This window comes from uncultured Sphingomonas sp. (assembly GCF_937859915.1).
Taxonomy (GTDB): domain Bacteria; phylum Pseudomonadota; class Alphaproteobacteria; order Sphingomonadales; family Sphingomonadaceae; genus Solisphingomonas.
Window position 1 is genome coordinate 1 of record NZ_CALMAW010000023.1, and the last position, 23,167, is coordinate 23,167.

The 23,167-nt window shown below is 68.6% G+C and carries 22 protein-coding genes, 2 tRNA genes and 1 pseudogene; 5 read left to right on the top strand and 20 right to left on the bottom strand.

What is annotated here, in order from left to right; all coding sequences use genetic code 11:
• The 14 genes and pseudogenes from Q0326_RS03350 to aspS form a co-directional block, all read right to left on the bottom strand.
• Positions 1-211, bottom strand: a pseudogene (locus Q0326_RS03350) (cytochrome C biogenesis protein); the annotation flags it as partial.
• The gene (locus Q0326_RS03355) at positions 208-618 is read right to left on the bottom strand and encodes a cytochrome c-type biogenesis protein (protein ID WP_298687098.1); all 411 of its coding nucleotides are present in this window, start codon (positions 616-618) and stop codon (positions 208-210) included. The gene Q0326_RS03355 and the pseudogene Q0326_RS03350, both read right to left, overlap by 4 nt.
• Positions 615-1,154: a redoxin family protein gene (locus Q0326_RS03360; protein WP_298687100.1), complete on the bottom strand. Its 540-nt coding sequence runs from the start codon at positions 1,152-1,154 to the stop codon at positions 615-617. Before Q0326_RS03360 ends, Q0326_RS03355 begins: the two co-directional genes overlap by 4 nt.
• Positions 1,155-1,157: 3 nt before the next feature.
• Complete coding sequence (locus tag Q0326_RS03365) at positions 1,158-3,089, bottom strand: heme lyase CcmF/NrfE family subunit (protein ID WP_298687102.1); 1,932 nt, start codon at positions 3,087-3,089, stop codon at positions 1,158-1,160.
• Entirely contained in the window at positions 3,086-3,520 is a 435-nt protein-coding gene (gene ccmE, locus Q0326_RS03370; RefSeq protein WP_298687106.1) for a cytochrome c maturation protein CcmE, read from the bottom strand. The genes Q0326_RS03365 and ccmE overlap by 4 nt, the downstream gene beginning before the upstream one ends.
• On the bottom strand, positions 3,517-3,645 hold the full coding sequence (locus Q0326_RS03375; RefSeq protein WP_298687108.1) for a hypothetical protein: 129 nt from the start codon (positions 3,643-3,645) through the stop codon (positions 3,517-3,519). The genes ccmE and Q0326_RS03375 overlap by 4 nt, the downstream gene beginning before the upstream one ends.
• Positions 3,642-4,373, bottom strand: coding sequence for a heme ABC transporter permease CcmC (gene ccmC, locus Q0326_RS03380; protein WP_298687110.1), 732 nt, complete (start codon positions 4,371-4,373; stop codon positions 3,642-3,644). Before ccmC ends, Q0326_RS03375 begins: the two co-directional genes overlap by 4 nt.
• A gap of 174 nt (positions 4,374-4,547) precedes the next feature.
• On the bottom strand, positions 4,548-5,597 hold the full coding sequence (locus Q0326_RS03385) for a Glu/Leu/Phe/Val dehydrogenase dimerization domain-containing protein (RefSeq protein WP_298687112.1): 1,050 nt from the start codon (positions 5,595-5,597) through the stop codon (positions 4,548-4,550).
• A gap of 86 nt (positions 5,598-5,683) precedes the next feature.
• Positions 5,684-5,760, bottom strand: a tRNA-His gene (locus Q0326_RS03390).
• A gap of 88 nt (positions 5,761-5,848) precedes the next feature.
• Positions 5,849-5,923 (bottom strand) — tRNA-Val (locus tag Q0326_RS03395).
• 158 nt (positions 5,924-6,081) lie between these two features.
• Complete coding sequence (locus tag Q0326_RS03400; protein WP_298687114.1) at positions 6,082-6,354, bottom strand: HU family DNA-binding protein; 273 nt, start codon at positions 6,352-6,354, stop codon at positions 6,082-6,084.
• Between the two features lie 140 nt (positions 6,355-6,494).
• Positions 6,495-8,897, bottom strand: coding sequence for an endopeptidase La (gene lon, locus Q0326_RS03405; protein WP_298687117.1), 2,403 nt, complete (start codon positions 8,895-8,897; stop codon positions 6,495-6,497).
• A 243-nt stretch (positions 8,898-9,140) separates the two neighbouring features.
• Entirely contained in the window at positions 9,141-9,929 is a 789-nt protein-coding gene (locus Q0326_RS03410; protein ID WP_298687119.1) for a polyphosphate kinase, read from the bottom strand.
• Between the two features lie 79 nt (positions 9,930-10,008).
• Entirely contained in the window at positions 10,009-11,799 is a 1,791-nt protein-coding gene (gene aspS / locus Q0326_RS03415; protein ID WP_298687121.1) for an aspartate--tRNA ligase, read from the bottom strand.
• 190 nt (positions 11,800-11,989) lie between these two features.
• Here aspS and rnd point away from each other — a divergent pair, with 190 nt between their 5' ends.
• On the top strand, positions 11,990-13,168 hold the full coding sequence (gene rnd, locus Q0326_RS03420; protein ID WP_298687123.1) for a ribonuclease D: 1,179 nt from the start codon (positions 11,990-11,992) through the stop codon (positions 13,166-13,168).
• A gap of 112 nt (positions 13,169-13,280) precedes the next feature.
• Here the strand turns inward: rnd and Q0326_RS03425 are convergent, their stop codons facing one another.
• The 4 genes from Q0326_RS03425 to Q0326_RS03440 form a co-directional block, all read right to left on the bottom strand.
• Positions 13,281-14,783, bottom strand: coding sequence for a Ppx/GppA family phosphatase (locus Q0326_RS03425; protein ID WP_298687125.1), 1,503 nt, complete (start codon positions 14,781-14,783; stop codon positions 13,281-13,283).
• Between the two features lie 72 nt (positions 14,784-14,855).
• The gene (locus tag Q0326_RS03430) at positions 14,856-17,108 is read right to left on the bottom strand and encodes an RNA degradosome polyphosphate kinase (protein ID WP_298687127.1); all 2,253 of its coding nucleotides are present in this window, start codon (positions 17,106-17,108) and stop codon (positions 14,856-14,858) included.
• A 21-nt stretch (positions 17,109-17,129) separates the two neighbouring features.
• Complete coding sequence (locus tag Q0326_RS03435) at positions 17,130-17,738, bottom strand: chromosomal replication initiator DnaA (protein ID WP_298687129.1); 609 nt, start codon at positions 17,736-17,738, stop codon at positions 17,130-17,132.
• Positions 17,735-19,027, bottom strand: a complete 1,293-nt coding sequence (locus Q0326_RS03440) for a heavy-metal-associated domain-containing protein (protein ID WP_298687131.1) — start codon at positions 19,025-19,027, stop codon at positions 17,735-17,737. The genes Q0326_RS03435 and Q0326_RS03440 overlap by 4 nt, the downstream gene beginning before the upstream one ends.
• Positions 19,028-19,089: 62 nt before the next feature.
• Here Q0326_RS03440 and purM point away from each other — a divergent pair, with 62 nt between their 5' ends.
• The 3 genes from purM to Q0326_RS03455 all read left to right on the top strand — a co-directional run bounded on the left by purM (position 19,090) and on the right by Q0326_RS03455 (position 21,519).
• Positions 19,090-20,196, top strand: coding sequence for a phosphoribosylformylglycinamidine cyclo-ligase (gene purM, locus Q0326_RS03445; RefSeq protein WP_298687133.1), 1,107 nt, complete (start codon positions 19,090-19,092; stop codon positions 20,194-20,196).
• Between the two features lie 117 nt (positions 20,197-20,313).
• On the top strand, positions 20,314-20,874 hold the full coding sequence (purN, locus tag Q0326_RS03450) for a phosphoribosylglycinamide formyltransferase (RefSeq protein ID WP_298687135.1): 561 nt from the start codon (positions 20,314-20,316) through the stop codon (positions 20,872-20,874).
• A gap of 15 nt (positions 20,875-20,889) precedes the next feature.
• On the top strand, positions 20,890-21,519 hold the full coding sequence (locus Q0326_RS03455) for a hypothetical protein (protein ID WP_298687137.1): 630 nt from the start codon (positions 20,890-20,892) through the stop codon (positions 21,517-21,519).
• 158 nt (positions 21,520-21,677) lie between these two features.
• Here Q0326_RS03455 and ndk read toward each other — a convergent pair whose 3' ends face one another.
• Positions 21,678-22,100: a nucleoside-diphosphate kinase gene (gene ndk, locus Q0326_RS03460; RefSeq protein WP_298687139.1), complete on the bottom strand. Its 423-nt coding sequence runs from the start codon at positions 22,098-22,100 to the stop codon at positions 21,678-21,680.
• Between the two features lie 137 nt (positions 22,101-22,237).
• On the opposite strand from ndk, the gene Q0326_RS03465 reads away from it, so the two are divergent.
• On the top strand, positions 22,238-22,561 hold the full coding sequence (locus Q0326_RS03465) for a hypothetical protein (protein ID WP_298687141.1): 324 nt from the start codon (positions 22,238-22,240) through the stop codon (positions 22,559-22,561).
• 161 nt (positions 22,562-22,722) lie between these two features.
• Here the strand turns inward: Q0326_RS03465 and Q0326_RS03470 are convergent, their stop codons facing one another.
• Complete coding sequence (locus Q0326_RS03470; RefSeq protein ID WP_298687143.1) at positions 22,723-23,148, bottom strand: DNA polymerase III subunit chi; 426 nt, start codon at positions 23,146-23,148, stop codon at positions 22,723-22,725.
• Between the last annotated feature and the right edge of the window lie 19 nt (positions 23,149-23,167).

The window sequence follows — 23,167 nt, forward strand, 5'->3', positions numbered from 1 at the left end:
CCGCGAAGATCGTGTCGCTGCGCATCGGCTTGGCGCGCCCCGCCGCAGGTGCCCCGCCCTCGCCCGGCGCGCCGAGCCAGGCATAGCCGGCGGCCGCCACGCACAAGGCGGCGGCGACCAGCAACAGCGCGCCGCGGTCCAGCCGGCCCGGCCGCCATAGCAACAGCATCGCAAGCAGTGCGACGCCGGCGAAAATCAGCCAGCCGGTCATGCCCTGCGCCGCCGCCGCAAGGTGCCGCGTGCGACGAGCAGCCCGACCGCGACCAGCACCACGGGGGCCGCCCACAGCGGCCAGGTCACCGGATCCAGCGGTGGCTTGTAGCTCACCCAGCGGCCATAGCGCATCACCATCCAGGCGCGGATCGCCTCCGGCGTCTCGCCCGCCGCGATGCGCTGTCGGATGATCGCGCGCATGTCGCCGGCAAGATCCGCGTCCGAATCGGCGATCGACTGACCCTGGCAGACGACGCAGCGGATCGTCTGCATCAGCGCCTGTGCGCGCGCCTCCGCGGCGGGATCGGGCAATTGCGTGTAGGACAGAGGCTCGGGCGCCATCACCGGATCGGCGTACAGCACGGCCGGCGCCAGCAGCAGCAAAAGGGACAGCAGCCGCCTCATCGCGCCGCCTGCAGCGCCGCGAGCATGTCGGCGACGTCCTGCGGCCCGATGGCGCCGATATGCTGCGCGCGAATCACGCCCTTGCCGTCGATCACGAAGGTCTCGGGTACGCCCGACGAGCCCAGCGCCATCTGCACCCCCGACGTGTCGTCGAGCCCGATGCGATCATAGGGATCGCCGTTGCGTTGCAGGAAGGCCGCGAGATCCGCCGGCCGGTCGCGGACCGCGATGCCCTCGATCGCGACGCCCGCCTGTTTGAGCGCGAGCAGCTGCGGTGCCTCGCCGACGCAGGGCACGCACCAGCTTGCGAAGAAATTGACCAGTCGGGGCGTGCCGTCCCCAAAGCGCGCCGACCGGAGGCGGCCCGCGTCGCCGCGGCCCGAGGCCAGGTCGAAAGCCGGCAGCGGCCTGCCGACCATCTGCGAGCGGATCGCCGCGTCGTGCGGTGTGATCAGCCCGCTCGCGACCAGCGCCAGGATGATCAGGAAGGCGACCAATGGCAGCCACAACAGGATTCGGACGGTGCGCAGCGTCATCGCCTACCTCGCATAGCCATCGCGCTCGACGCGGACCCGGCGCCGCGGCAGCGCGCGCCCGAGCAGCGACAGCGCGCCGCCCAGCGCGATCAGCACGCCGCCCGCCCAGATCAGCGTGACGAACGGCTTCCACCATAGCCGCAGCTGCCAGCGACCGCCGGGCACGGGTTCGCCGACCACCGTATAGAGCTGGCCGTCGAGCCGCGTCGCAATCGCGCTTTCGGCGGTCTGCTGCGGCGGATTGTCGAAGGTACGCTGTTCGGGCGCAAGCGTGATCGGCGCGCCCGACCCGCGGGTCGCGATCAGCGTCGCCCGCACCGCGGTATAATTGGGCCCGGCGATCGGATCGATCGCGGCGAAGCGGATCGCATAGGGGCCGACATGCACCGTCTCACCGGGCGCCGCCGCAACCAGCGTCTCCCGGCTGAACGCGCTCTCCGAGGCCATGCCGGCGAGACTGACCGCGATACCGAGATGCGCGACGACCATACCCCAGGTGAACAGCGGCGTACGGCGCAGATTGCGCTTCCACAGCGGCGCGACGCTCGCCGCGGCGGTCCCCGCCGCGAGCACGAGGCCGAGCAGCGGCAGGATGCGCAGGCCGGGCAGCATGATCAGCACCGCGACCAGCGTCACGAGGACGATGGCGACCGGAATCGTGACGCGGCGACCGACCTCCGCCAATCGGTCGCGGCGCCAGCGCATCATCGGCCCCGCCGCCATGATCGCGACCAGGATCAGCGCCAGCGGCCCCGCCGCCGCGTTGAAATAGGGCGGCCCGACCGACAGCTTGTCGCCGGTCGCGCTCTCGACGAGCAGTGGATAGAGCGTCCCGATCAGCACGACGCCGAGGATCGCCGAGAGCAGCAGGTTGTTCGCGACCAGTGCGCCCTCGCGGCTGACCGGATCGAAGCGATTGCCCTCGGTGACGGTCGCGATCCGCGCGCCGAACAGGGCCAAGGCACCACCGATATAGAGCGCGAGCAGGACAAGGATGAAGGCACCGCGCCATGGATCGAGCGCGAAGGCGTGGACGCTGGTGAGGATCCCCGAGCGCACGAGAAAGGTGCCGACCATGCTCATCGAGAAAGCGACGACCGCGAGCATGACGGTCCAGGCGCGCAGCCCGTCGCGCGTCGCCAGGACGCTCACCGAATGCAGCAGCGCCGTCGCCGCCAGCCAGGGCATCAACGACGCATTCTCGGTCGGGTCCCAAAACCACCAGCCGCCCCAACCGAGCTCGTAATAGGCCCAATAGCTGCCCGCCGTGATGCCGAGCGTCAGGAAGATCCACGCGCCCAGCACCCAGGGGCGCATCGCGCGGGCGAAGGCGGGCCCGACGTCGCGGGTGAGCAGCGCGCCGACCGCGAAGGAGAAGGCGACCGACAGCCCGACATAGCCGACGTACAGCGTCGGCGGGTGGAAGGCCAAGCCGGGATCCTGGAGCAGCGGGTTGAAGCCGCTGCCCTCCGCGGGCGGTACGGGCAAGCGCTCGAACGGGTTGGACGAGAATAGCAGGAAGGCGAAGAAGCCGAGCGCGATCACGCCCTGCGCGCCGATCGTGGCGGCCAGCGTCCGCTCGGGCAGCCGCCGCTCGAAGATCGCCACCGCCGCGCCCGACAGCGCGAGGATGGTGATCCACATCAGCATCGAGCCCTCGTGATTCCCCCACGCGCCGGTGATCCGGTAGAGCAGCGGCAAGGTCGTCGCGCTGTCCTCGGCGACGAGCTTTACCGACAGGTCGGTCTGCGAGAAGACCAGCAGCAACATCGCGAAGGCGGTGACCGTCATTGCCGCCTGCACGATCGCAACCGGTCGCACCGCCCGCAGCAGCGGCTCGCCGCCGGCGCGCAGCGCGCCCAAGCCCAGCACCGCCTGCAGCAGGGCGAGCGCCGCCGCGATCAGCAGCGCGATCAGGCCGGTCTCGGCGATCACCGCTTCAGGCTCTTGGTCTCGTGCATCGACCCTGCGACCTGCGGCGGCATGTACCGTTCGTCATGCTTGGCGAGGATCGTGTCGGCGACGAACCGGCCGGGCGCGACGAATCGACCCTCGGCGACGACGCCCGATCCCTCGCGGAACAGGTCGGGGACGATGCCCTTGTATGTCGCCGCGACGGCGGCGATGCCGTCGGTCACCCGGAAATCGATCGTCACGCCGTCGGGCTCCCGCCTGAGCGAGCCCTTCTCGACCATCCCGCCGAGGCGGATCGCCTGCCCGCTCGCAACATGATCGCGTAGCGCGTCGCCGGGGCTGTAGAAGAAGCTCGCCTGATTGCGCAGCGCCGACATCGCCAGCAGGGCGGCGGCGACCAGCGCGCCGAGCGCGGTCAGCGTCAGCACCAATCTCTGATTCTTGGCCCTCACCGCCGTTTCAGGCTTTCTGCCGCGCGCTCGGCCCTGCGCATCCGCACGAGGCTGACCAGCGTCAGCGCGAGCGTGCCGACCCCGGCGACCGCATAGGCGGCGATCACGAACGGCCATTGGTTCACGCCGCGGCCCCCATGCGTCGCAGACGCGCCTCGAGCTTGGCGGTCGCCAGCAGCGTCCGCATCCGCATCAGCACGATCGCGACGAACAGCAGCGTGAAGCCCAATGTGGTCAGCGGCAACGGCCACAGGATTGCGCCGTCGATCGTCGAGCCGGTCAGCCCGATCGACTCGCCCTGATGCAGCGTGCGCCACCACAGGACGGAGAAATGGATGATCGGCAGGTTGATCGCGCCGACCAGCCCGAAGATCGCGGCGATGCGCCCGCCCGAGGCGCCGCTCGCGCCCCGCTCCGCTTCGGCGTCGGCGAGCGCGATATAGGCGATGTAGAGGAAGAACAGCACGAGCATCGAGGTCAGGCGCCCGTCCCATTCCCACCAGGTGCCCCAGGTCGGGCGGCCCCAGATCGAGCCGCTCGCGAGGCAGATCGCGGCGAACACCGCGCCGGGCACCGCGGTCGCGCGCGCCGCAACCGCGGCCAGCGGATGCCGCCAGACCAGCTCCGACACGCTCGCCGCGGCGATCCCGCCCCAGCCCGCCATGCCCAGCCAGGCGGCGGGAATATGGATGTACATGATCCGCACCGTCTCGCCCTGCAGATAGTCGGGCGGGGTCAGCGCCAGGCCGGCCGCCAGCCCGGCGACGACCAACGCCGCGCCGACCCAGCCGAGCCAGCCGGTCAGGGGGCGCGCAAGGCTCATAAAACGGGCGGGGTTCGCGAAGGCGTGCATGGTCGCGACCACTTTACGCGGAGCCGCGTCCGCGGGGAAGCCGGCTTTATGCGGCCGGCGCGCATCACGCACACTTGGCATCCTAAACTTGGTTCAGGATCCCGATACGCACCGCCTGACGTTCAAGCGGGACGCGTCTGGATCCTGGCCCTGGTCAGGATGACGATGTGGCGCTCACCCCCGCCCGATCAGCCGCTGCGCCATCCGGTCGGCGACGATCGACGAAGGCTCGGCGCTGGTCGCGCTTTCCTGCCATATCTGATCGAGTCGGCCCGGGATTTCGGCGATCCGCTTCTCGACCTCGGCACGGTCGCCATGTCCCAGATATTCGAGACCGACGTTGATGATGCCGCCCGCGTTGATGACATAGTCGGGCGCATAGGTGATTCCGCGCGCATGCAGCCGCCAGCCGTCCTCGGGAGTCGCGAGCTGGTTGTTGGCGCCGCCCGCGACGATCGGCGCGCGCAGCGCCGCGATCGTATCGGCGGTGAGGATCGCGCCCAACGCGCAGGGGCTGACGACGTCGGCCGCGATGCTCAGGATCGACTCGGCCGCCACCGCCTCGCCGCCGACCTCCGCTGCGAGCGCCTGCGCCCGGTCGCCGTTCACGTCGGCGAGCGTGAGCTTGGCGCCGTCCTTCGCGAGCAGCCGCGCGAGACCGCCACCGACGCTGCCGACGCCCTGGATCGCGACATGCACGCCCGCCATGTCGTCGCGCTTGAGCCCGCGCTTCACCGCCGCCTTGACGCCGAGATAGACGCCCATCGCGGTGAACGGGCCGGGATCGCCGCCGGCATCGCCCGCACCGGATACGGGCAGACCCGAGACATGCCTGGTCTGGCTGGAGATCTGCACCATGTCGGCATCCGAAATGCCGACATCCTCGGCGGTGACGTAGCGGCCGCCGAGGCTTTCGACCGCGCGGCCGAAAGCGGCGAGCAGCTCGGGCGTCTTGGCACCCGCCGGGTCGGCCAGGATCACCGCCTTGCCGCCGCCCATCGGCAGGCCGGCCATCGCATTTTTGTAGCTCATGCCCCGCGAGAGGCGCAGCGCGTCAGTGATCGCCTCGCCCGATTTGGCATAGGTCCAGTAGCGGCAGCCACCGGCCGCGGGGCCGAGCTTGCTCGAATGGATCGCGATGATCGCGGACAGGCCCGAGGCGGCGTCCCGGAAGAAGTGGACGCCCTCATGGTCGTCGAAATCGGGATAGTCCCAGGGAGCCATTACGCGCACACCTCATGGCCGGTCCTTGCGGATGACCATGGGAGCCCGGCTGATTCCATCCCCGATCACGACAACGCTGGGGACGATGGGGCGACCGACGGGTCTTGAACCCGCGACCTCCGGTACCACAAACCGGCGCTCTAACCAACTGAGCTACGGTCGCCACAAGCCGTCCACGGCAGCGTGCGCCCCCATAGGAGCGGCCGAGGCAGCGCGTCAAGGCATGGCGCGCGACATCGACGAGAAGGACGTGGTGGGCGCGACAGGGATTGAACCTGTGACCCCACCCGTGTGAAGGGTGTGCTCTACCGCTGAGCTACGCGCCCACGTCCTGGGTCCGGCCGCACCGAATGCCTGCCGGAGGGCGCGGTTAGCGCGCCGCGCTCAGGCTGTCCAGTATGCGATCGATTTTTGATGACGGGCGGCCAATCGCACCGCCGTCTGTCAATTTAAACGTCCGTTCTCGGCACCGCCGAACTCGCGTTTAGTTGACCGCGTCCTTGAGGCCCTTGCCCGCCTTGAACTTGGGCTGGGTCGAGGCGGCAATCGACATCGGCTCGCCGGTTCGCGGGTTGCGCCCGGTCGACGCCTTGCGCTTGCTCACGGAAAAGGTGCCGAACCCGACAAGCCGAACCTCATCGCCCTTCTTGAGCGTTCCGCTGATGCTCTCGAACACGCCCTCGACCGCCTTGCCCGCATCACTCCGCGTCAGGCCGGCCGTCTCTGCGACCGCGCTGATCAGCTCCTGCTTGTTCATCCCGAAACGCCCCCTGTCTCTGCTGCGACATGCATGCATTCGCCACTGCTGGTTCGCCCCTCCGAGCGGACCAGCAAGAAACGATCACATCGCACCGGGAGTCAAGCGCCCAGAGGTTAAGTTGCGATAAAGCGCGGCAATCAGTGGCGGATCGCCGGCTCGCCTCCCGCCTCATTACGCTGTCCGATGGCCGCGGCGGCAAGCTCGTCCGCCTCGGTCCATTCGATCGGCACGATCGGCGAGACCAGCGCGCGCGCCAGCACCTCGTCGAGGTGGCTGACCGGCACGATGGTGAGGCCATCGGTGATCGTCGCCGGGATGTCGACGAGGTCCTTTTCGTTCTCCGCCGGGATCAGCACGGTGGTGATGCCGCCGCGTAAGGCGGCGAGCAGCTTCTCCTTGAGACCCCCGATCGGCAAGACGCGACCGCGCAGCGTCACCTCGCCGGTCATCGCGACGTCGCGGCGCACCGCGACACCGGTCAGCGTCGAGATGATCGCGGTGGCAATGCCGATGCCTGCCGACGGTCCGTCCTTGGGCACCGCGCCTTCGGGGAGATGGATGTGGATGTCCTTGCGCGCGATCAGGTTCGGGCGGACGCCGTAGGCCGGCGAGCGCGCCTTGACGAAGGAGAAGGCGGCCTGGACGCTTTCCTTCATCACGTCGCCGAGCTTGCCCGTGGTCGAGATCAACCCCTTACCGGGCACGGTGACCGCCTCGATCGTCAGCAGCTCGCCGCCGACCTCGGTCCAGGCCAGGCCCGTGACCGCGCCGATCTGGTCCTCGACCTCGGACACGCCATAGCGATATTTCTTCACGCCCGCGAATTCGGCGAGATTATGCTCGTCGATCGTGATCGCATCCGCCTTCTTCTCGAGGATGCGGCGCAGCACCTTGCGCGCCAGCCGCGCGATCTCGCGCTCGAGCGTGCGGACGCCGGCCTCGCGCGTGTAATAGCGGATCAGGTCGGTCAGCCCGCCGTCGGTCAGCGTGAACTCGCCAGGCTTGAGACCATGCGCCTCGATCTGCTTGTCGAGCAGATGCGCCTTGGCGATCTCGAGCTTCTCCTGCTCGGTATAGCCTTCGAGACGGATGATCTCCATCCGGTCGAGCAGCGGCTGCGGCAGGTTGAGGCTGTTCGCGGTGCACACGAACATCACGTCGGAGAGATCGAGATCGATCTCGAGATAATGATCCTGGAACTTGGCGTTCTGCTCGGGATCGAGCACCTCGAGCAGCGCCGAGGCGGGATCGCCGCGGAAATCCTGGCCGAGCTTGTCGATCTCGTCGAGCAGGAACAGCGGGTTGGAAGTGCCCGCCTTCTTGAGGTTGGTGACGATCTTGCCCGGCAGCGAGCCGATATAGGTGCGGCGGTGGCCGCGGATCTCGGCCTCGTCGCGCACGCCGCCGAGCGACTGGCGCACGAACTCTCGCCCAGTCGCCTTGGCAATCGAGCGGCCCAGCGAGGTCTTGCCGACGCCCGGCGGCCCCACGAGGCAGAGGATCGGGCCCTTGAGCTTGTTGGTGCGCGCCTGGACCGCGAGATATTCGACGATCCGCTCCTTCACCTTCTCAAGCGCATAATGATCCTCGTCGAGGATCTTCTCGGCGGCGGGAATGTCGTGCTTGACCTTGCTCTTCTTGCCCCACGGCAGCCCGAGCAGCACGTCGAGATAGTTGCGCACGACGGTCGCCTCGGCGGACATCGGCGCCATCGTCTTGAGCTTCTTGAGCTCGGACGTCGCCTTGGCGCGCGCCTCCTTCGAGAGCTTCAGCTTGGCGATCTTCTGGGTGAGCTCGGCGACCTCGTTGCCGTCCTCCTCGCTCTCCGAACCCAGCTCGCGCTGGATCGCCTTGAGCTGCTCGTTGAGATAATATTCGCGCTGGGTCTTCTCCATCTGGCGCTTGACGCGCGAGCGGATCTTTTTCTCGACCTTGAGCACGCCGAGCTCGCCCTCCATGAAGGCGAACGCCATCTCCAGCCGCTTGAGCGCATCGGCTTCGATCAGCAGCGCCTGCTTCTCGGCGACCTTCACCGCGATGTTGGCGGCGACCATGTCGGCGAGCTTGGCCGCGCCCTCGACCTGGCCGAGCTGGGTCGACGTCTCGGCCGGCAGCTTCTTGTTGAGCCGGGCATAATTGTCGAACTGCTCGACCACCGAGCGCATCAGCGCCTGCGCCTCGGCGCCCTCCGGCTCCTCGTCGTCGGCGAGCAGCGTGACCGTCGCGGTGAGTTGCTTGCCGTCATTCTCGAGATCGTCGAACGTCGCGCGCTGCTGGCCCTCGACCAGCACGCGCACCGTGCCGTCGGGCAGCTTGAGCAGCTGCAGAACGGTTGCGACGACGCCGAGATCGTAGAGCGCCGAACGGTCGGGATCGTCCTCGGCGGGATCGAGTTGCGCGACGAGGAAGATCGACTTGTCCGCGGCCATCGCGGTCTCGAGCGCCGCCACCGACTTCTCGCGGCCGACGAACAGCGGCACGATCATGTGCGGGAAGACGACGATGTCGCGCAACGGCAGGACGGGAAGCGTCTCAGTCATGGAATCTCCGTGCGGGCGGCGAGAGAGGCCGCCCCGTTGGTGACAATATGGCGACGCGGGCGCCGCGCATCAATGCGGCTTGTGTCGAGGTCGTCGCGGGGCGGATCTGGACGATATTGACGGGCCGATCCGAAGACCTGGCAGGGGTCGCTTGGATCCCGGCAAAGGCCGGGCGCCGTGTTTCGGACGCCGAGCTCGCAGATTTCGGCCCCGCGATCGCCGAGGAAGGCGAAGCGCCCGCCGTCAGCCGTCCGCCAGCACCATCCCGAAACGCTCGCTTGCGAGCCGCGTGATGTCCGCGTCGAGCGCGGGCGGCTTCATCGGCACCGCCTTCTCCAGCATGTCGGCGACATGCGTCATTGCGGCGATCCGCGCCTGGCGCTTGTCGCCGGCGTCGATCGCCTTCCACGGCGCCCAGCGCGTGTCGGTCTTGTCGAACATCGCCTCGACCGCCGCGACATAGTCGGCGCGCTGGTCGCGTGCGCGAACCGCGTCCGCGCCGATCTTCCAGCGCTTCCATGGATCCGCCAGCCGCGCGCGAAAGCGCCGGTCCTGCTCCTCCTGCGTGACGTGGAGGAACAGCTTCACGATCGTGGTGCCGCTGTCCTTCTGCTGCGCCTCGAACTCGTTGATCTCGTCATAGGCGCGGCGCCATTCCTTCTCGGTGGCGCGCCGGTCGACGCGGTCGGCAAGGACGCGCCCGTACCAGCCGCGATCGAAGATGTTGATGTCGCCGTCGGCGGGCAATTTGGTCCAGAAGCGCCACAGGAAATGGCGGGCGCGTTCGGTCGGAGTCGGCGCGCCGATCGGCCAGACCGCGACATGCCGCACGTCGAGGCCCGCGGTCAGCCGCCGGATCACCCCGCCCTTGCCGCTCGCATCCCAGCCCTCGACCATGACGATCGCGCGACGACCATGGACGATGTACGCGACCTGGATCCGCGCCAGACGCCGCTGCACCGCCGCGAGCTGCTCGGCATAGTCGCCGTCGAGCGCGCGGCCGCTTTCATAGTCTGACAGCAGGATCGCCATGCCATCGGGCTAGGCGAGCCGGGGCGGCCATGCGAGCGCGGGACGCGCGTCGGCGTCCCACGACGATACAGGTCGGCGATCAGGCCTTGGGGCCGTCGACCACCCGGATATTGAGCTCGCGCAGCTGCTTGGGCGTCGCCGGCGCAGGCGCGTTCATCAGCAGGTCTTCGGCCTTCTGCGTCATCGGGAAGACGATCACCTCGCGGATGTTGGGCTCGTCGGCGAGCAGCATGACGATGCGGTCGATCCCCGGCGCCGAACCACCATGCGGCGGTGCGCCGAACTTGAACGCGCCGATCATCCCGGGGAAGTTGGTGTCGACCTCGGCCTGGCTGTAGCCCGCAATCTCGAACGCCTTGTACATGATCTCGGGCTTGTGATTCCGGATCGCGCCCGACGACAGCTCGATGCCGTTGCAGACGATGTCATATTGATAGGCGAGGATGTCGAGCGGGTCCTTGGTCTCGAGCGCCTGGAGCTCGCCCTGCGGCATCGAGAAGGGGTTGTGGCTGAAGTTGATCTTCTCCTCCTCCTCATGCCATTCGAACATCGGGAAATCGACGATCCAGCAGAATTCGAAGCGCTTCTGGTCGATCAGCCCGAGCTGGTCGGCGACGCGGGTGCGCGCGAGGCCGGCGAGCTTGGCGGCCTGGTCGGCCTTGCCCGCCGCGAAGAACACGCCGTCGTCCGGGCCGAGTCCGAGCGCCTCGGCCAGCTCGCGCATGCCGACGTCGCCATGGTTCTTGGCGATCGGGCCGCCGAACTCGCCACCCTTGCGCGTCGCATAGCCGAGGCCTGCAAAGCCCTCGGACTGCGCCCACGAGTTCATGTCGTCGAAGAATTTGCGGCTCTTCTCGGCGGTGCCGGGGGCCGGAATCGCCCGCACCACGTCGCCGCCCTCGACGATCGCGGCGAAGCGGCCGAAGCCCGATCCGCTGAAATAGCCCGAGACGTCGGAAATCTCGATCGGATTGCGCAGATCGGGCTTGTCGTTGCCGTATTTGAGCATCGACTCCTTGTAGGGAATGCGGCGGAACGGCAGCGGCGAAACGGTGCGCCCCTTGCCGTCGAAGTCGGCGAATTCCTCGAAGATTCCGTGTAGCACCGGCTCGATCGCGGCGAACACATCGTCCTGCGTCACGAAGCTCATCTCGAAATCGAGCTGGTAGAATTCGCCCGGGCTACGGTCGGCGCGCGCATCCTCGTCGCGGAAGCAGGGCGCGATCTGGAAATAGCGGTCGAAGCCCGCGACCATCAGCAGCTGCTTGAACATCTGCGGCGCCTGCGGAAGCGCGTAGAATTTGCCGGGGTGGACGCGGCTCGGCACGAGATAGTCGCGCGCGCCCTCGGGGCTCGAGGCGGTGAGGATCGGGGTCTGGAACTCGGTGAAGCCCTGGCCGATCATCCGCTGGCGGATCGAGGCGATCACGTTGGAACGCAGCACGATGTTCTTGTGGATGCGCTCGCGGCGCAGATCGAGATAGCGGTATTTGAGCCGGATATCTTCCGGGTATTCGGCCTCGCCCGCGACCGGCATCGGCAGTTCGGCGGCGGCGGACTGGACCGTCACCGCCTGCGCGCGCACCTCGATATCGCCGGTGGCGAGATTGGGGTTCTTGGCATCGGGGCCGCGCGCCTCGACCAGGCCGTCGATCGTGACGACGCTCTCGGCGCGTACCGTCTCGAGCAGCTTGAGCGCCTCGCTGTCGGCATCGGCGACGATCTGGACCAGGCCATAATGGTCGCGCAAGTCAACGAACAGCACGCCGCCATGGTCGCGCCGCCGGTGGACCCAGCCCGACAGGCGGACGGTCTGCCCGACGTCGCTGGCGCGCAGCGCAGCACAGGTATGGGTGCGATAGGCGTGCATCGTTCGTTCCATCCCAAACGCCGTCATTCCCGCGCAGGCGGGAACCCATAGACGCAGCCGTCGCGATGACCGCCAACGCCGCATCTATGGATCCCCGCGTCCGCGGGGATGACGGGGAAAAACTCGTGCGCGCCGGTTCGCCACACAAGCCCTCTTTGTCAAGGCGCAGAGGTCTGTTTATGGAGGAGACATGGTCATACACCCGCTTATCACCGACAGCCGCAGCCTCGCCGATCTCTGCGCCCGGCTCGCCCAAAGCCCCTATGTCGCGGTCGACACCGAATTCATGCGCGAGAACACCTATTGGCCGGTGCTCTGCCTGATCCAGATCGCCGATGCCCATGAGGCCGCCGCGATCGATCCGATGGCCGACGGCATCGACATGACGCCGCTGCTCGACCTGATGGTCAACAACCATGACGTGCTGAAAATCTTCCACGCCGGCGGGCAGGATCTCGAGATCGTCCACAATCTCACCGGCAAGACGCCCTATCCGCTGTTCGACACGCAGATCGCGGCGATGGCGCTCGGGATGGGCGAGCAGGTCGGCTATCAGAATCTCGTCGAGAGCTGGATGGGGGTCAAGCTCGACAAGGGCGCGCGCTTCACCGACTGGGCCCGCCGCCCGCTCGACAAGCGCCAGATCGACTATGCGATCGGCGACGTCACCTATCTCGTCCAGATCTTCCCCAAGCTGCTCGACAAGCTCAAGCGCACCGGGCGCGGCGACTGGCTCGACCAGGAGATGGAGCGGCTCGGCGACCCGACGAGCTATATCAACGAGCCCGACCAGGCGTGGCAGCGCGTCAAGGTCCCGAGCCGCAAACCCGACGTGCTGGGACGGCTCAAGGCGCTGGCGGCCTGGCGCGAGCGCGAGGCGCAGGGCAAGGACCTGCCCCGCGGCCGGATCATGAAGGACGAGACGCTCGCCGACGTCGCCAGCCACCCACCGCGCGCGCAGGGCGATCTCGCCAAGGTGCGCGGACTGTCGCAGAGCTGGGCGGGCAACGACATCGGCGCGCGGCTGATGGCGGCGCTCGAGGCCTCGGCGCCGATGGCGGACGACGAGATGCCCGCGCGGGACGATCGCAAGCCCGGGCTCGGCAAGGATGGCGCGCTGGTCGCGGACCTGCTCAAGCTGCTGCTCAAGATCCGGTCGAAGGAGACCGATGTCGCCCCCAAGCTGATCGCGCGCACCGACGAGCTTGAGCTGCTCGCAGCGGGGCGCCGCGATGGTCTGTCGATCCTCGAGGGCTGGCGCTACGAGCAGTTCGGCCGCGACGCGCTCGATCTGGTCGAGGGCCGCACGGGCTTTGCGGTGCAGGGTGGCAAGCTCAAGATGACGCGGATCGAGGCGGTGGAAGCGTAACGCCGCCTTTCTCCATTCATCGTCATGCCGGACGTGATCCGGCATCCAAAGCCACAAGCGCAACGCCTCGAAGCCTTAGATCCCGGATCAAGTCCGGGATGACGAGCGGGGATCACCCCCCGATCATTGCAGCCTTGCGCCCAAACGCCGCCGCCAGCGTCTTGTGCCGCCGCTCGACCGCCTCCCCGTAAAGCGCGGCATCGCCCTCGGCCAAGCGCAGCGTCAGCTTGTCGCGCAGCGCCAGCGCGCTGTTTTTGAGCGGTGCCGCGACCCCGCCCGAGAGCCGCTGGCCGAGCCGCATCGCGAGGCCCCAGCGCAGCGCCATCTGGCGATCTTCCGGCGAGGCCAATGTCACCGCGATCGGCGCCTCGCCGTCGGCGCCGAAGCTCGTGTAAAGTGCCTGCGCCATCATCGCCCGGCCCCGCGCATCGATCCCGACCCAATTGCCGTGCAGCGCGGTCTCGAGGCCGCGCTCGGCGCGGAATTCGGGATGCGCGCGCCAGCCGATGTCGGCCAGCAGGCAGGACGCATGACGCAATCGCGCGTCGGCGGCGCCCTCCTGCTCGAACAGCGGCGCGATCCAGCGGTCGAGCAGGTCGCCATGTTCGGGGAAGCGACCGACGCGGCGCCCCTCTTCGCGGGTCGCGCAGATCAGCGGATCCATGTCGCGCACGTCGCCGGGCAGGTTGCGATGGAGCACGCCCTCGCGCAGCCCATAGGCCGAGACGACGAGGCTTTCCGAGCCGAGCTCGCGCCCGACGATCGCCAGCAGCTGCGCCGCGTCGGTCAGCGAGGCGGCGCGCGAGGAGGACAGGCCCGGCACCTCCTTGAGCCGCGCGCGATCGAGCTGCGCCAGCGTGCGCACGACGCGCTGCGCGGTGTCGGTCGACATCGCATAGCCATGGACGATCGGCAGCGGATAGTCGGTCATGTGCATGACCAGCCGCGCCAGCGCGCGCCACGAACCGCCGACCAGATAGAAGGGCAGCCCTGCACCGCGCCCGGCCCAGCCGGTCTCGCGCAGGCGCGGCTCGACGACCTGACGCAGCGCCCGCGGGCCGCGCGCGCGAATTTCGGCGACGCGCAGCACGCCGAACGGGAAAGAGGCGCGTTCGTGGACCGCGCCGTCGCGGACGCGCGCGAGTTCGAGGCTGCCGCCGCCGAGATCGCCGACGATACCGTCGGCGCCCGGGAAGGCGGCGAGTACGCCCTCCCCCGCCATCTCGGCCTCCTCTTCGCCCGACAACACCGTGACGGCGAGCCCGATGCCCGCCGCGCGCGCCAGGAAATCGGCGCCGTTGGAGGCATCGCGCACCGCGGCGGTGGCGACGGTGTGGAGGCTCGCGACGCCGATCTTCTCGGCGACGAGTTGGAAGCGATCGAGCGCGACGAACGCGCGCTCCACCGCCTGCGGATCGAGCGCGCCGGTCGCCGCCATGCCCTTGCCGAGCCCCGCCATCACCTTCTCGTTGAACAGGATCGAGGGGATGCGGCGCGGGCCGTCATAGACGACGAGGCGAATCGAGTTGGAGCCGATGTCGATGATACCGACTCGCCCGTCGGCCAGGTCGGGCGCCTTCTCGGGGGACGCACGGAAGAGGAAGCCGGGCTTCATATCGTCACGGAGGTAGCGACTATCCGGGCCGCCGCAAAGAGGGACCGGGCCGCTATTCGCCACGGCCTGCCGTCAGCTTCCCCCGCGGCGCAGCTTGAGCCGCGGCACCCCGTCCGACTTCTTCGACGCCGCCCCGCGTCCGGACAGCGACGGATTTGTCATGAAATAACGATGCAGGTTGAACGGCTTGCCCTCGGCCTTGACGATCCGGTCGTAGCTGCCGTCGGGCTTGAGCGTCCAGCTCTGCTCGGTATCGATCAGGTTGGCGACCATCACCTGACCCAGGATCTGCTCGTGCACCGTCGGATTCTCGATCGGCAGCATATATTCGACGCGCCGGTCGAGGTTGCGCGGCATCCAGTCGGCGGAGGAGATATAGATCTTGGCGCCCGGATTGGGCATCGCCTCGCCATTGCCGAAGCAGAAGATCCGGCTGTGCTCGAGGAAGCGGCCGACCACCGACTTGACGCGTATATTGTCGCTCAGCCCCGGCACGCCGGGGCGCAGGCAGCAGATGCCGCGGATGATCAGGTCGATCTGCACGCCGGCGGCCGAGGCGCGGTAGAGCTTCTCGATGATCGCGGGGTCGACCAGCGAGTTCATCTTCGCCCAGATCACCCCCGGCCGCCCGGCGCGGACATGGTCGATCTCCATGTCGATCAGCTCGGCGAGCCGCTCGCGCAGGCCGTGCGGCGAGATCGTCACCATCTCGAGGTCGTGCGGCTCGACATAGCCGGTGATGTAGTTGAACACTTGCCCGGCATCGCGCGCGATCCGCGGATCCGCGGTGAAGAAGCTGAGATCGGTGTAGATCCGCGCGGTGATCGGATGATAATTGCCCGTCCCGAAATGGCAGTAGGTGCGGATCGCGCCATTTTCCCGGCGGACCACCATGCTGATCTTGGCGTGCGTCTTCCAGTCGATGAATCCGTAGACCACCTGGACGCCGGCGCGCTCGAGCTGCGCGGCCCACATGATGTTCTGTTCTTCGTCGAAGCGCGCCTTGAGCTCGACGACCGCCGTCACCGACTTGCCGGCCTCGGCCGCGTCGATCAGCGCGCGGATGATCGCGGACTGCTTGCCGGCGCGGTACAGCGTCTGCTTGATCGCGACGACGTCGGGATCCTGCGCTGCCTGCTTGAGAAAGGCGATCACCACCTCGAACGATTCATAGGGATGGTGGACGACGATGTCTTTGTCTCGGATCGCCGCGAAACAATCGCCGCCATGTTCCCGGATTCGCTCGGGAAAGCGCGGCGCGAAGGCCGGGAATTTGAGGTCCGGGCGGTTCTCGTCGACGAGCTGCTCGAGATCGGCGATGCCGAGGAAACCGGAGGCTTCCGAGACCAGCGCGGCATCCTGCCCGATCGCCTCGCGCACCAGCGCCTCAAGCGGTTCGGGCATTCCCGCTTCGATCCGCAGCCGGATCACCTTGCCCCGCCGCCGGCGCTTGATCGCGGTGTGATAATAGCGGACGAGATCTTCCGCCTCTTCCTCGATCTCGATGTCGCTGTCGCGGATGACTCGGAACGCGCCGTCGCCGAGCACTTCGTAGCCGGGGAAGAGCAGCCCGGTGAAGCGGCGGATGATCGTCTCGATCGCGACATAGCGCACCACGTCGCCGGGAAGCCGGACGAAGCGCGACAGCGTCGTCGGCACCATCAGCAGCTCGCGAATCGGCTCGCCGTCGGACAAGCGCTTCAAGTCGAAGACGAGGCTGAAGCCCTTGTTGGGGATGAACGGGAACGGGTGCGCGGGATCGAGCGCCTGCGGCGTCATCACCGGCAGCACCTGCTCGCGGAAATAGGCCTCGAGCCACTCCGCTTCGTCCTCATGGATGCCGTGGCCGTGGAGGATATGGAAATCGCGCGTCGCAAGCTCGTCGCGCAGCACGCGGCGGACCTCCTGCTGGCGCTGCATCAGCCGGTCGGCGCTTTCGGCGATCGCGGTGAGCTGCTGCGCCGGAGTCAGGCCATCGGCGGACAGCTGCTCGACCGCGTTCATCTGCTGGCCGCGCAGACCGGCGACGCGGACCATGAAGAATTCGTCGAGATTATTGCCCGAGATCGACAGGAACCGCAGCCGCTCCAGCAGCGGATGCGCCGGATTGCAGGCCTCGTCGAGCACGCGTTCGTTGAACGCCAGCCAGGAAATCTCGCGGTTGAAGTATCGCTCGCGCGGCGCGACCGGATCGATCGCGGGCTCGTCCTGCTGGCGACTGTGCGTCTCGACGACCGCATCTTCGATGTCTTGCGTGGTGGCGCCGCCGATTGCGGCTGTATCTTGCGCGCGGAGCGCTTCCGACTGGTCGATGGGATCATTCATGCGAACAGGATAGCGCAAGCATCATGTATCGTCGATGACGCCGGCCTCGATCAGTGCGGCGCGGGCGAGCGGGATGGTCAGCCGGCGGTGGCGCGACAGCGAGGCGCGATCGAGCGCGTCGACCGCGGCGACGATCCCGACATAGCTGCGCTCGATCCGCGCCGACAACCAGGCGACCAGCGGCGGCGGCACGAGCAGCCCGCGCCGCGCCAGCCCGCGCTCGAGCAGCGCGCCGACCAGCATGTCGTCGGGCGGCAGGATCGCCACCCGCGGCGTGGCCGCCAGCCGAGACGCGAGATCGGGCAGCCTGATCGGCCAGGCGGGTGGCTCGGCGTCGGCGACGATCAGCAGCGGATGGTGCGAGGCCGCAGCCGCGTTCCAGGCATGGAACAGCGCCTCCTCGTCGGCGGCCCAGGCGTCGTCGAACAGCCGGCCGCCGGTCTTGGCGGCGAACAGCCGGCCGATCAGGCTGCGCCCCGACTTGCGCGGGCCGGTGAGGATCGTCGCGGGCACCGGCCACAACGCCCAATGGTCGAGATGCCGCGCGACGTCGGCGTTGGCGGCGGACAGGATGAACTCGTCGTCGCGCTCGCTCTCCGGCCAATCCAGCGGGAGCGCGATCTGGCTCATTGCTGCGGCGAGTCCGGCGGCGGCGGGGCGGCCGGCGCGGGCGTCGGTCGGCCGCGGCGCATCCGGAGCGTCGTTCCCTCACCCTCGATCTGCCAGCCGCGCGCCGCCAACGCGATTCGCAACGCGGCGGGGTCGCCGTCATAGCTGACCGCGAGCAGCGAGGTGCCACCGAGCGCAAGGCTCGAGACGGTCGCCTGCTTGACGCCGGGCACGGCGCGCAGTGCCGCCTGCGCCTGGTCGAGCGTCGCCACGTCGGCGACGTCGAGCTGGACGGTCAGGCTGGTTGTCGTCGCCTGATCGACGATCGCGGCGAGCGGGTCGTCCGCCTCGACCGGCAGAAGGTCGGGCGTCGGCACGTCGGGCGTCTCGATCGTCAGCGAGGGATCGGGGCGCAGCCGGCCGTCGTTCAACGCCGCCACGTAGAGCGCGTCGATTCGCCGCACGCCCTCGTCGAGCATCCGGTCGAGTCCGTCTGTGCTCGCGCTCACCAAGGTGAAGCCGCCGAGGATCTCGGCATCCGGGCCATGGCGCGCGACGAATCGCGCCGCGATCGGCCCGCCGGGGTAGCGCCGCTCGAGGAAGACCTCGGGCACCACCATGTCGGAGGCGCCATATTGATCGAGCAGCATCCGCCACCAGATCCGCCCCGGCCGGCGACTCTGGCCAAGATTGAGCAGCAACGGATCCGGCCCGGTGCCGACCGGCCGGACATAGTCGACCGGGCTGCTGCCGGCGCGGAAGCGCGCCCACGCCTTCTGCCAGGAGGAACGTCCCTCGAAACTGATCTCGCTGCCGCCGCCATATTGGATCGGGATCACCAGCATCGGTGCCGAGCGCGGCGCCTGCCCATTGGCACCGCCGACGAAGCTGCCGGTCCGGCCGCGATCGAACAGCAGGCCGAGCGTCGCGATATAGCGATGCGGGCCGACCTGCTCGGCCTCGACCTCGATCCCCGCGACGATCGAATCGAGCGTCGAATCGGGCAGGCCCGGCGCCGCGTCGGGGCTGGCGCCGTGAAGCCGCGCCCAGAGAATCGCCCAGCCCTTGCGCTGCGCCTCGCGCCAGGCAGCGGTGCGCGCCTCGTCGGCGGTCTTGGCGGCGACATCGACGGTGACGCCGGTCACCTCGTAATTGGACGAGCTGTCGATCGGCGGCACGCCGCGATCGCCCGGCGCCAGCTGCGCCGCCGCATACCAGCCGCCCCCCGCAACCATCGCGGAGGCGGCGACCAGCAGCGGCCAGCGGCGCGGCGCGAGATGGGAAAGGCGGGAAAGGGTCAGCGACGTCACGGGCGCCCTTCTGGCGGGTTGGGCATGGAAATCCAAGCCCGATGTCGCTACCGCACGGCGCCATGGACCCCGAACACACGCCGACCGAACCCTATACCTACGCCAAGGCCGGCGTCTCGATCGCCGCGGGCAACGCGCTGGTGCGCGCGATCGGCCCTCTGGCCAAGTCGACGCGGCGCCCCGGCGCGAATGCCGAGCTCGGCGGCTTCGGCGGCTTCTTCGATCCCAAGGCGGCGGGCTACACCGATCCGCTGCTGGTCGCCGCCAATGACGGCGTCGGCACCAAGCTCAAGCTCGCGATCGACAGCGGACGGCATGACGGCGTCGGCATCGATCTTGTCGCGATGTGCGCCAACGATCTGATCGTCCAGGGCGCCGAGCCCCTGTTCTTCCTCGACTATTTCGCGACCGGCAAGCTCGACGGCGACGTCGCGGTGCGTGTCGTCGCCTCGATCGCGGAAGGCTGTCTGCAGGCGAGCTGCGCGCTGATCGGGGGCGAGACCGCCGAGATGCCGGGCATGTACGCCGATGGCGACTACGATCTCGCCGGCTTCTGCGTCGGCGCCGTCGAGCGCGGCGAGCAGCTCACCGGCGACAGACTGGCCGACGGCGACCTGATCCTCGGCCTCGCCTCCTCGGGCGTGCACAGCAACGGCTTCTCGCTGGTCCGCCGGCTCGCCGCGGACAAGAACTGGAAGCTCGACCGCCCCGCCCCGTTCGACATCGAGACGCTGCTGATCGACGCGCTGATGGCGCCGACGCGCATCTACGTCAAAAGCCTGCTGCCGACGATCCGCGAAGGCAAGATCCGCGCGCTCGCGCACATCACCGGTGGCGGGCTGCTCGAGAACATCCCGCGCGTGCTGCCGACAGGGCTCCACGCGCATATCGACGCAGACGCCTGGCCGCAGAGCCCGCTGATGGCGTTCCTGCAGGCGCAGGGCCGGATCGAACCCGAGGAGATGGCGCGCACCTTCAACTGCGGGATCGGCATGGCGGTGGTGGTGGCGCCAGCGGACGCGGCCGCGGTGACCGCCGCGCTCGAGGCGGCGGGCGAGACCGTCCACCGCATCGGCCGGATCGAAGCGGGCGAAAAGGGCTGCACCGTCTCGGGCGGCGACGAGAGCTGGGCCAAGCGCGACGCCTGGTCCGCGACGCACCTGGGCTGAGACACACAATGCGCAACCCAAACCCCTTCGCACCGATCGCAGTCGAAGTGCGGGCACCAGGCGCGGCGCTTGAAACATGTCCTTCGACTTCGCTCAGGACGAACGGATTATGTGCCTGTGCGTAAGAAGGTTGCGGTCCTGATTTCGGGCCGAGGCTCGAACCTCAAGGCGCTGATCGACGCCGAGCAGGACGCGTACGACATCACGCTCGTCGTCTCGAACGTCCAGGACGCCGGTGGCCTGGCGATCGGGCGCGCTGCCGGCATCGCGACGTTCGCGCTCGCCCACAAAGGCATCGCCCGCGCCGAGTTCGACGCCATCGTCGACGCGCAATTGCGCCACCACCGGATCGAGGCGGTGGCGCTCGCGGGCTATATGCGTATCCTGTCTCCCGAATTCGTCGAGCGCTGGGCCGGCCGCATGATCAATGTCCATCCGTCCTTGCTGCCGCTCTACAAGGGGCTGCACACGCATGAACGGGCGATCGCGGCGGGCGACGCGCAGGGCGGCTGCTCGGTCCATCTGGTCACCGCCGGGCTCGACGACGGGCCGGTGCTGGCGCAGGCCGCGGTGCCGATCCTGCCGGGCGACACGGCCGATACGCTCGCGGCGCGCGTGCTGGTCGAGGAGCACAGACTCTATCCTCAGACATTGGCCGATCTGGTGCGGACGCTATGAGCCAGGAGCAGTGAAATGAGCGAAGCAAGCGAACGCAAGCGCCGGTCGCGGCTGCGCTGGATCACGCTGGGCGAGGCGGTGGCGATCGCTGCGGTCGCGATCTCGGGGCTGACCTTCTGGAACAGCTATCAGGATCGCCGCGATGCGCGCGCCGAAAAGGCGGTCGAGGCCGCGCGCGCAACCACGCCCGCGCCCTTCTATCTCAAGGCGTCCGCCAATGGCGACGGGTCGACGCTGACGCTGAGCCCGGTGGTCGCGGACCAGGTCATCCAGGGCCAGACGCTGCGGTTTCCCCCGGCGTTCGCGCTGGCGCCGGTCACGACGACGAGCGACGCGCGGATCGAGGCGGGCTGGTTCGGCGACGCGCTCAAGGCGGACCGCAAGACGCGGTCGCTGCCCGACGAGACGCAGGGCGACGAGCGCGTGCCGCTGCTGATCGAGACCGACTATCTGGCGGGTGGTCGCGAGATGAAGGCGCGGGCTTTCTACGACATCGGCTATGCGCTGGAGGGGCATTTCCTGCGCGGCGCATCGGTGAAGCTGCGCGGCATGTCGCTGATCGGCCGGGCGGCGACGAGCGATACGACGGCGGATGCCCGGCTGGCGGCGCTATGGGAAGCGCGCGCGGGCAAGGTGAAGAAGTAAACCCTCTCCCCTCGGAGAGAGGGCGGGACCCGCTGCCGGAGGCAGTGAGCGGGTGAGGGCACACGGCCGTCACAGGAACGGGCCCTCACCCAATTCCAACTAGGCGGCGCCGCCGCCAAGTCTGCATATCCCTCCCCCCGAGGAGAGAGGGATATGGCTCAGCCGACGATTTCTTCGGGCTGGAAGAAGAAAGCAATCTCGGTCGCGGCATTCTCGAGGCTGTCCGATCCATGGACCGTGTTCGCCTCGATCGACTCGGCGAGCTCCTTGCGGATCGTGCCCGGCTCGGCGTTGGCGGGGTTGGTCGCGCCCATCACTTCGCGATTCTTGGCCATCGCATTCTCGCCCTCGAGCACCTGGACCACGACCGGGCCCGAGATCATGAACGAGACGAGCTCGCCGAAGAAGGGACGCTCCTTGTGGACCGCGTAGAAGCCTTCGGCCTGCGCGCGGCTCATGTGGATGCGCTTGGAGGCGACGACGCGCAGGCCGGCCTCCTCGAGCATCTTGACGACCGCGCCGGTCAGGTTGCGACGCGTGGCATCGGGCTTCATGATCGAAAAGGTACGTTCGGTCGTCATGGCCGAGCGGGCTCCATAATGTGAGGGTTTGGAAAAGTGGCGCCCCTCTAGGCGCGGCGCCGCCCCGAGGCAAGCCCGGCCGCCGCGGTCCTGCCACAATGGTGCGGAACGATGACGCGAACGCGGAGACCTCGCCGATGCCGATCGCCATGCTGATGATGCTCCAGGCGGCCGGTACGGTTGGGCCATCGGTTGCACCGCGCGATGCGACGCCGGGATCGCTACTCGAGCCGGTCCCGCCGAAACGTTGCGGCGCCAAGGCGAACGAGATCGTCGTCTGCGGCAAGGATCCGGACAGCTACCGCCTGCCGGGAAACGCCCCGCAATCCGAGCCGGCCGGGCTCCCCAAGGCCGAATGGAAGGTGTTCGGCAAGGCGACGGCCGGCGTCGGCACCATCCAGCGCACCGTCGGTGGCTACCCGTCGAATGCCGTGATGGCGACGATCAAGATACCGTTCTGAACGTCCGCCGTCACGCAGACCGAGGGTCGCCGCCCCCGCCATCATCGGCATCCCGGACAGGGTCCGGCATCCCTACGCGCATCCCCGATCGTCGCGCGCCGCGTCTATGGCTTTCCGCCTTCGCGGAATGCCGAGGCTTCGCTGCGTAAGAGGGCGCCGTCTCAGGCCACTTGCGCCCAGCGCCCGTCCTCATCTTGTCGCCAATAGCGCGGTTCGATGCCGTCGCGGCCACGCAATCCGCGCCAGGCCGCGCGCGCCGCATCGATCGAGGCGTCGTCGAAGAAGTGGAAGGCGCGCTCATAGGCGGTCGCCGCCTCGCGCCAGACGCCGTCGACCAGCGCGACGTTGCGGGCGGCGTTGGCGGGCTCCGCATCCGCCGCGATCAGCACCGGCTGGTCGCCGCCGTCGCGACCATGCGGCAGGAACCCGTCGGGCGCCGCCCACAGCGCCTCGTCGAGCGACGCGGCCTGTGCGTCGTCGCCGGTAACGACAAGCAGCCGGCCGCCGCCGGCGAGGACGCGGGTCGCGATGCGGGCGAGCACCGCGGCGAGCGGGTCGCGGCCAAGCTGGTAGAAATCGACCTGCATGGCCTTGCCTGTCCTCGCG

Excerpts from the sequence above, each read along its gene's own strand:
- Q0326_RS03355 (WP_298687098.1), bottom strand. The coding sequence starts at position 618 with ATGAGGCGGCTGCTGTCCCTTTTGCTGCTGCTGGCGCCGGCCGTGCTG.
- Q0326_RS03360 (WP_298687100.1), bottom strand. The coding sequence starts at position 1,154 with ATGACGCTGCGCACCGTCCGAATCCTGTTGTGGCTGCCATTGGTCGCC.
- ccmC (WP_298687110.1), bottom strand. The coding sequence starts at position 4,373 with ATGCACGCCTTCGCGAACCCCGCCCGTTTTATGAGCCTTGCGCGCCCC.
- Q0326_RS03385 (WP_298687112.1), bottom strand. The coding sequence starts at position 5,597 with ATGGCTCCCTGGGACTATCCCGATTTCGACGACCATGAGGGCGTCCAC.
- Q0326_RS03400 (WP_298687114.1), bottom strand. The coding sequence starts at position 6,354 with ATGAACAAGCAGGAGCTGATCAGCGCGGTCGCAGAGACGGCCGGCCTG.
- lon (WP_298687117.1), bottom strand. The coding sequence starts at position 8,897 with ATGACTGAGACGCTTCCCGTCCTGCCGTTGCGCGACATCGTCGTCTTC.
- Q0326_RS03410 (WP_298687119.1), bottom strand. The coding sequence starts at position 9,929 with ATGGCGATCCTGCTGTCAGACTATGAAAGCGGCCGCGCGCTCGACGGC.
- aspS (WP_298687121.1), bottom strand. The coding sequence starts at position 11,799 with ATGCACGCCTATCGCACCCATACCTGTGCTGCGCTGCGCGCCAGCGAC.
- rnd (WP_298687123.1), top strand. The coding sequence starts at position 11,990 with ATGGTCATACACCCGCTTATCACCGACAGCCGCAGCCTCGCCGATCTC.
- Q0326_RS03425 (WP_298687125.1), bottom strand. The coding sequence starts at position 14,783 with ATGAAGCCCGGCTTCCTCTTCCGTGCGTCCCCCGAGAAGGCGCCCGAC.
- Q0326_RS03430 (WP_298687127.1), bottom strand. The coding sequence starts at position 17,108 with ATGAATGATCCCATCGACCAGTCGGAAGCGCTCCGCGCGCAAGATACA.
- Q0326_RS03435 (WP_298687129.1), bottom strand. The coding sequence starts at position 17,738 with ATGAGCCAGATCGCGCTCCCGCTGGATTGGCCGGAGAGCGAGCGCGAC.
- purM (WP_298687133.1), top strand. The coding sequence starts at position 19,090 with ATGGACCCCGAACACACGCCGACCGAACCCTATACCTACGCCAAGGCC.
- Q0326_RS03455 (WP_298687137.1), top strand. The coding sequence starts at position 20,890 with ATGAGCGAAGCAAGCGAACGCAAGCGCCGGTCGCGGCTGCGCTGGATC.
- ndk (WP_298687139.1), bottom strand. The coding sequence starts at position 22,100 with ATGACGACCGAACGTACCTTTTCGATCATGAAGCCCGATGCCACGCGT.
- Q0326_RS03465 (WP_298687141.1), top strand. The coding sequence starts at position 22,238 with ATGCCGATCGCCATGCTGATGATGCTCCAGGCGGCCGGTACGGTTGGG.
- Q0326_RS03470 (WP_298687143.1), bottom strand. The coding sequence starts at position 23,148 with ATGCAGGTCGATTTCTACCAGCTTGGCCGCGACCCGCTCGCCGCGGTG.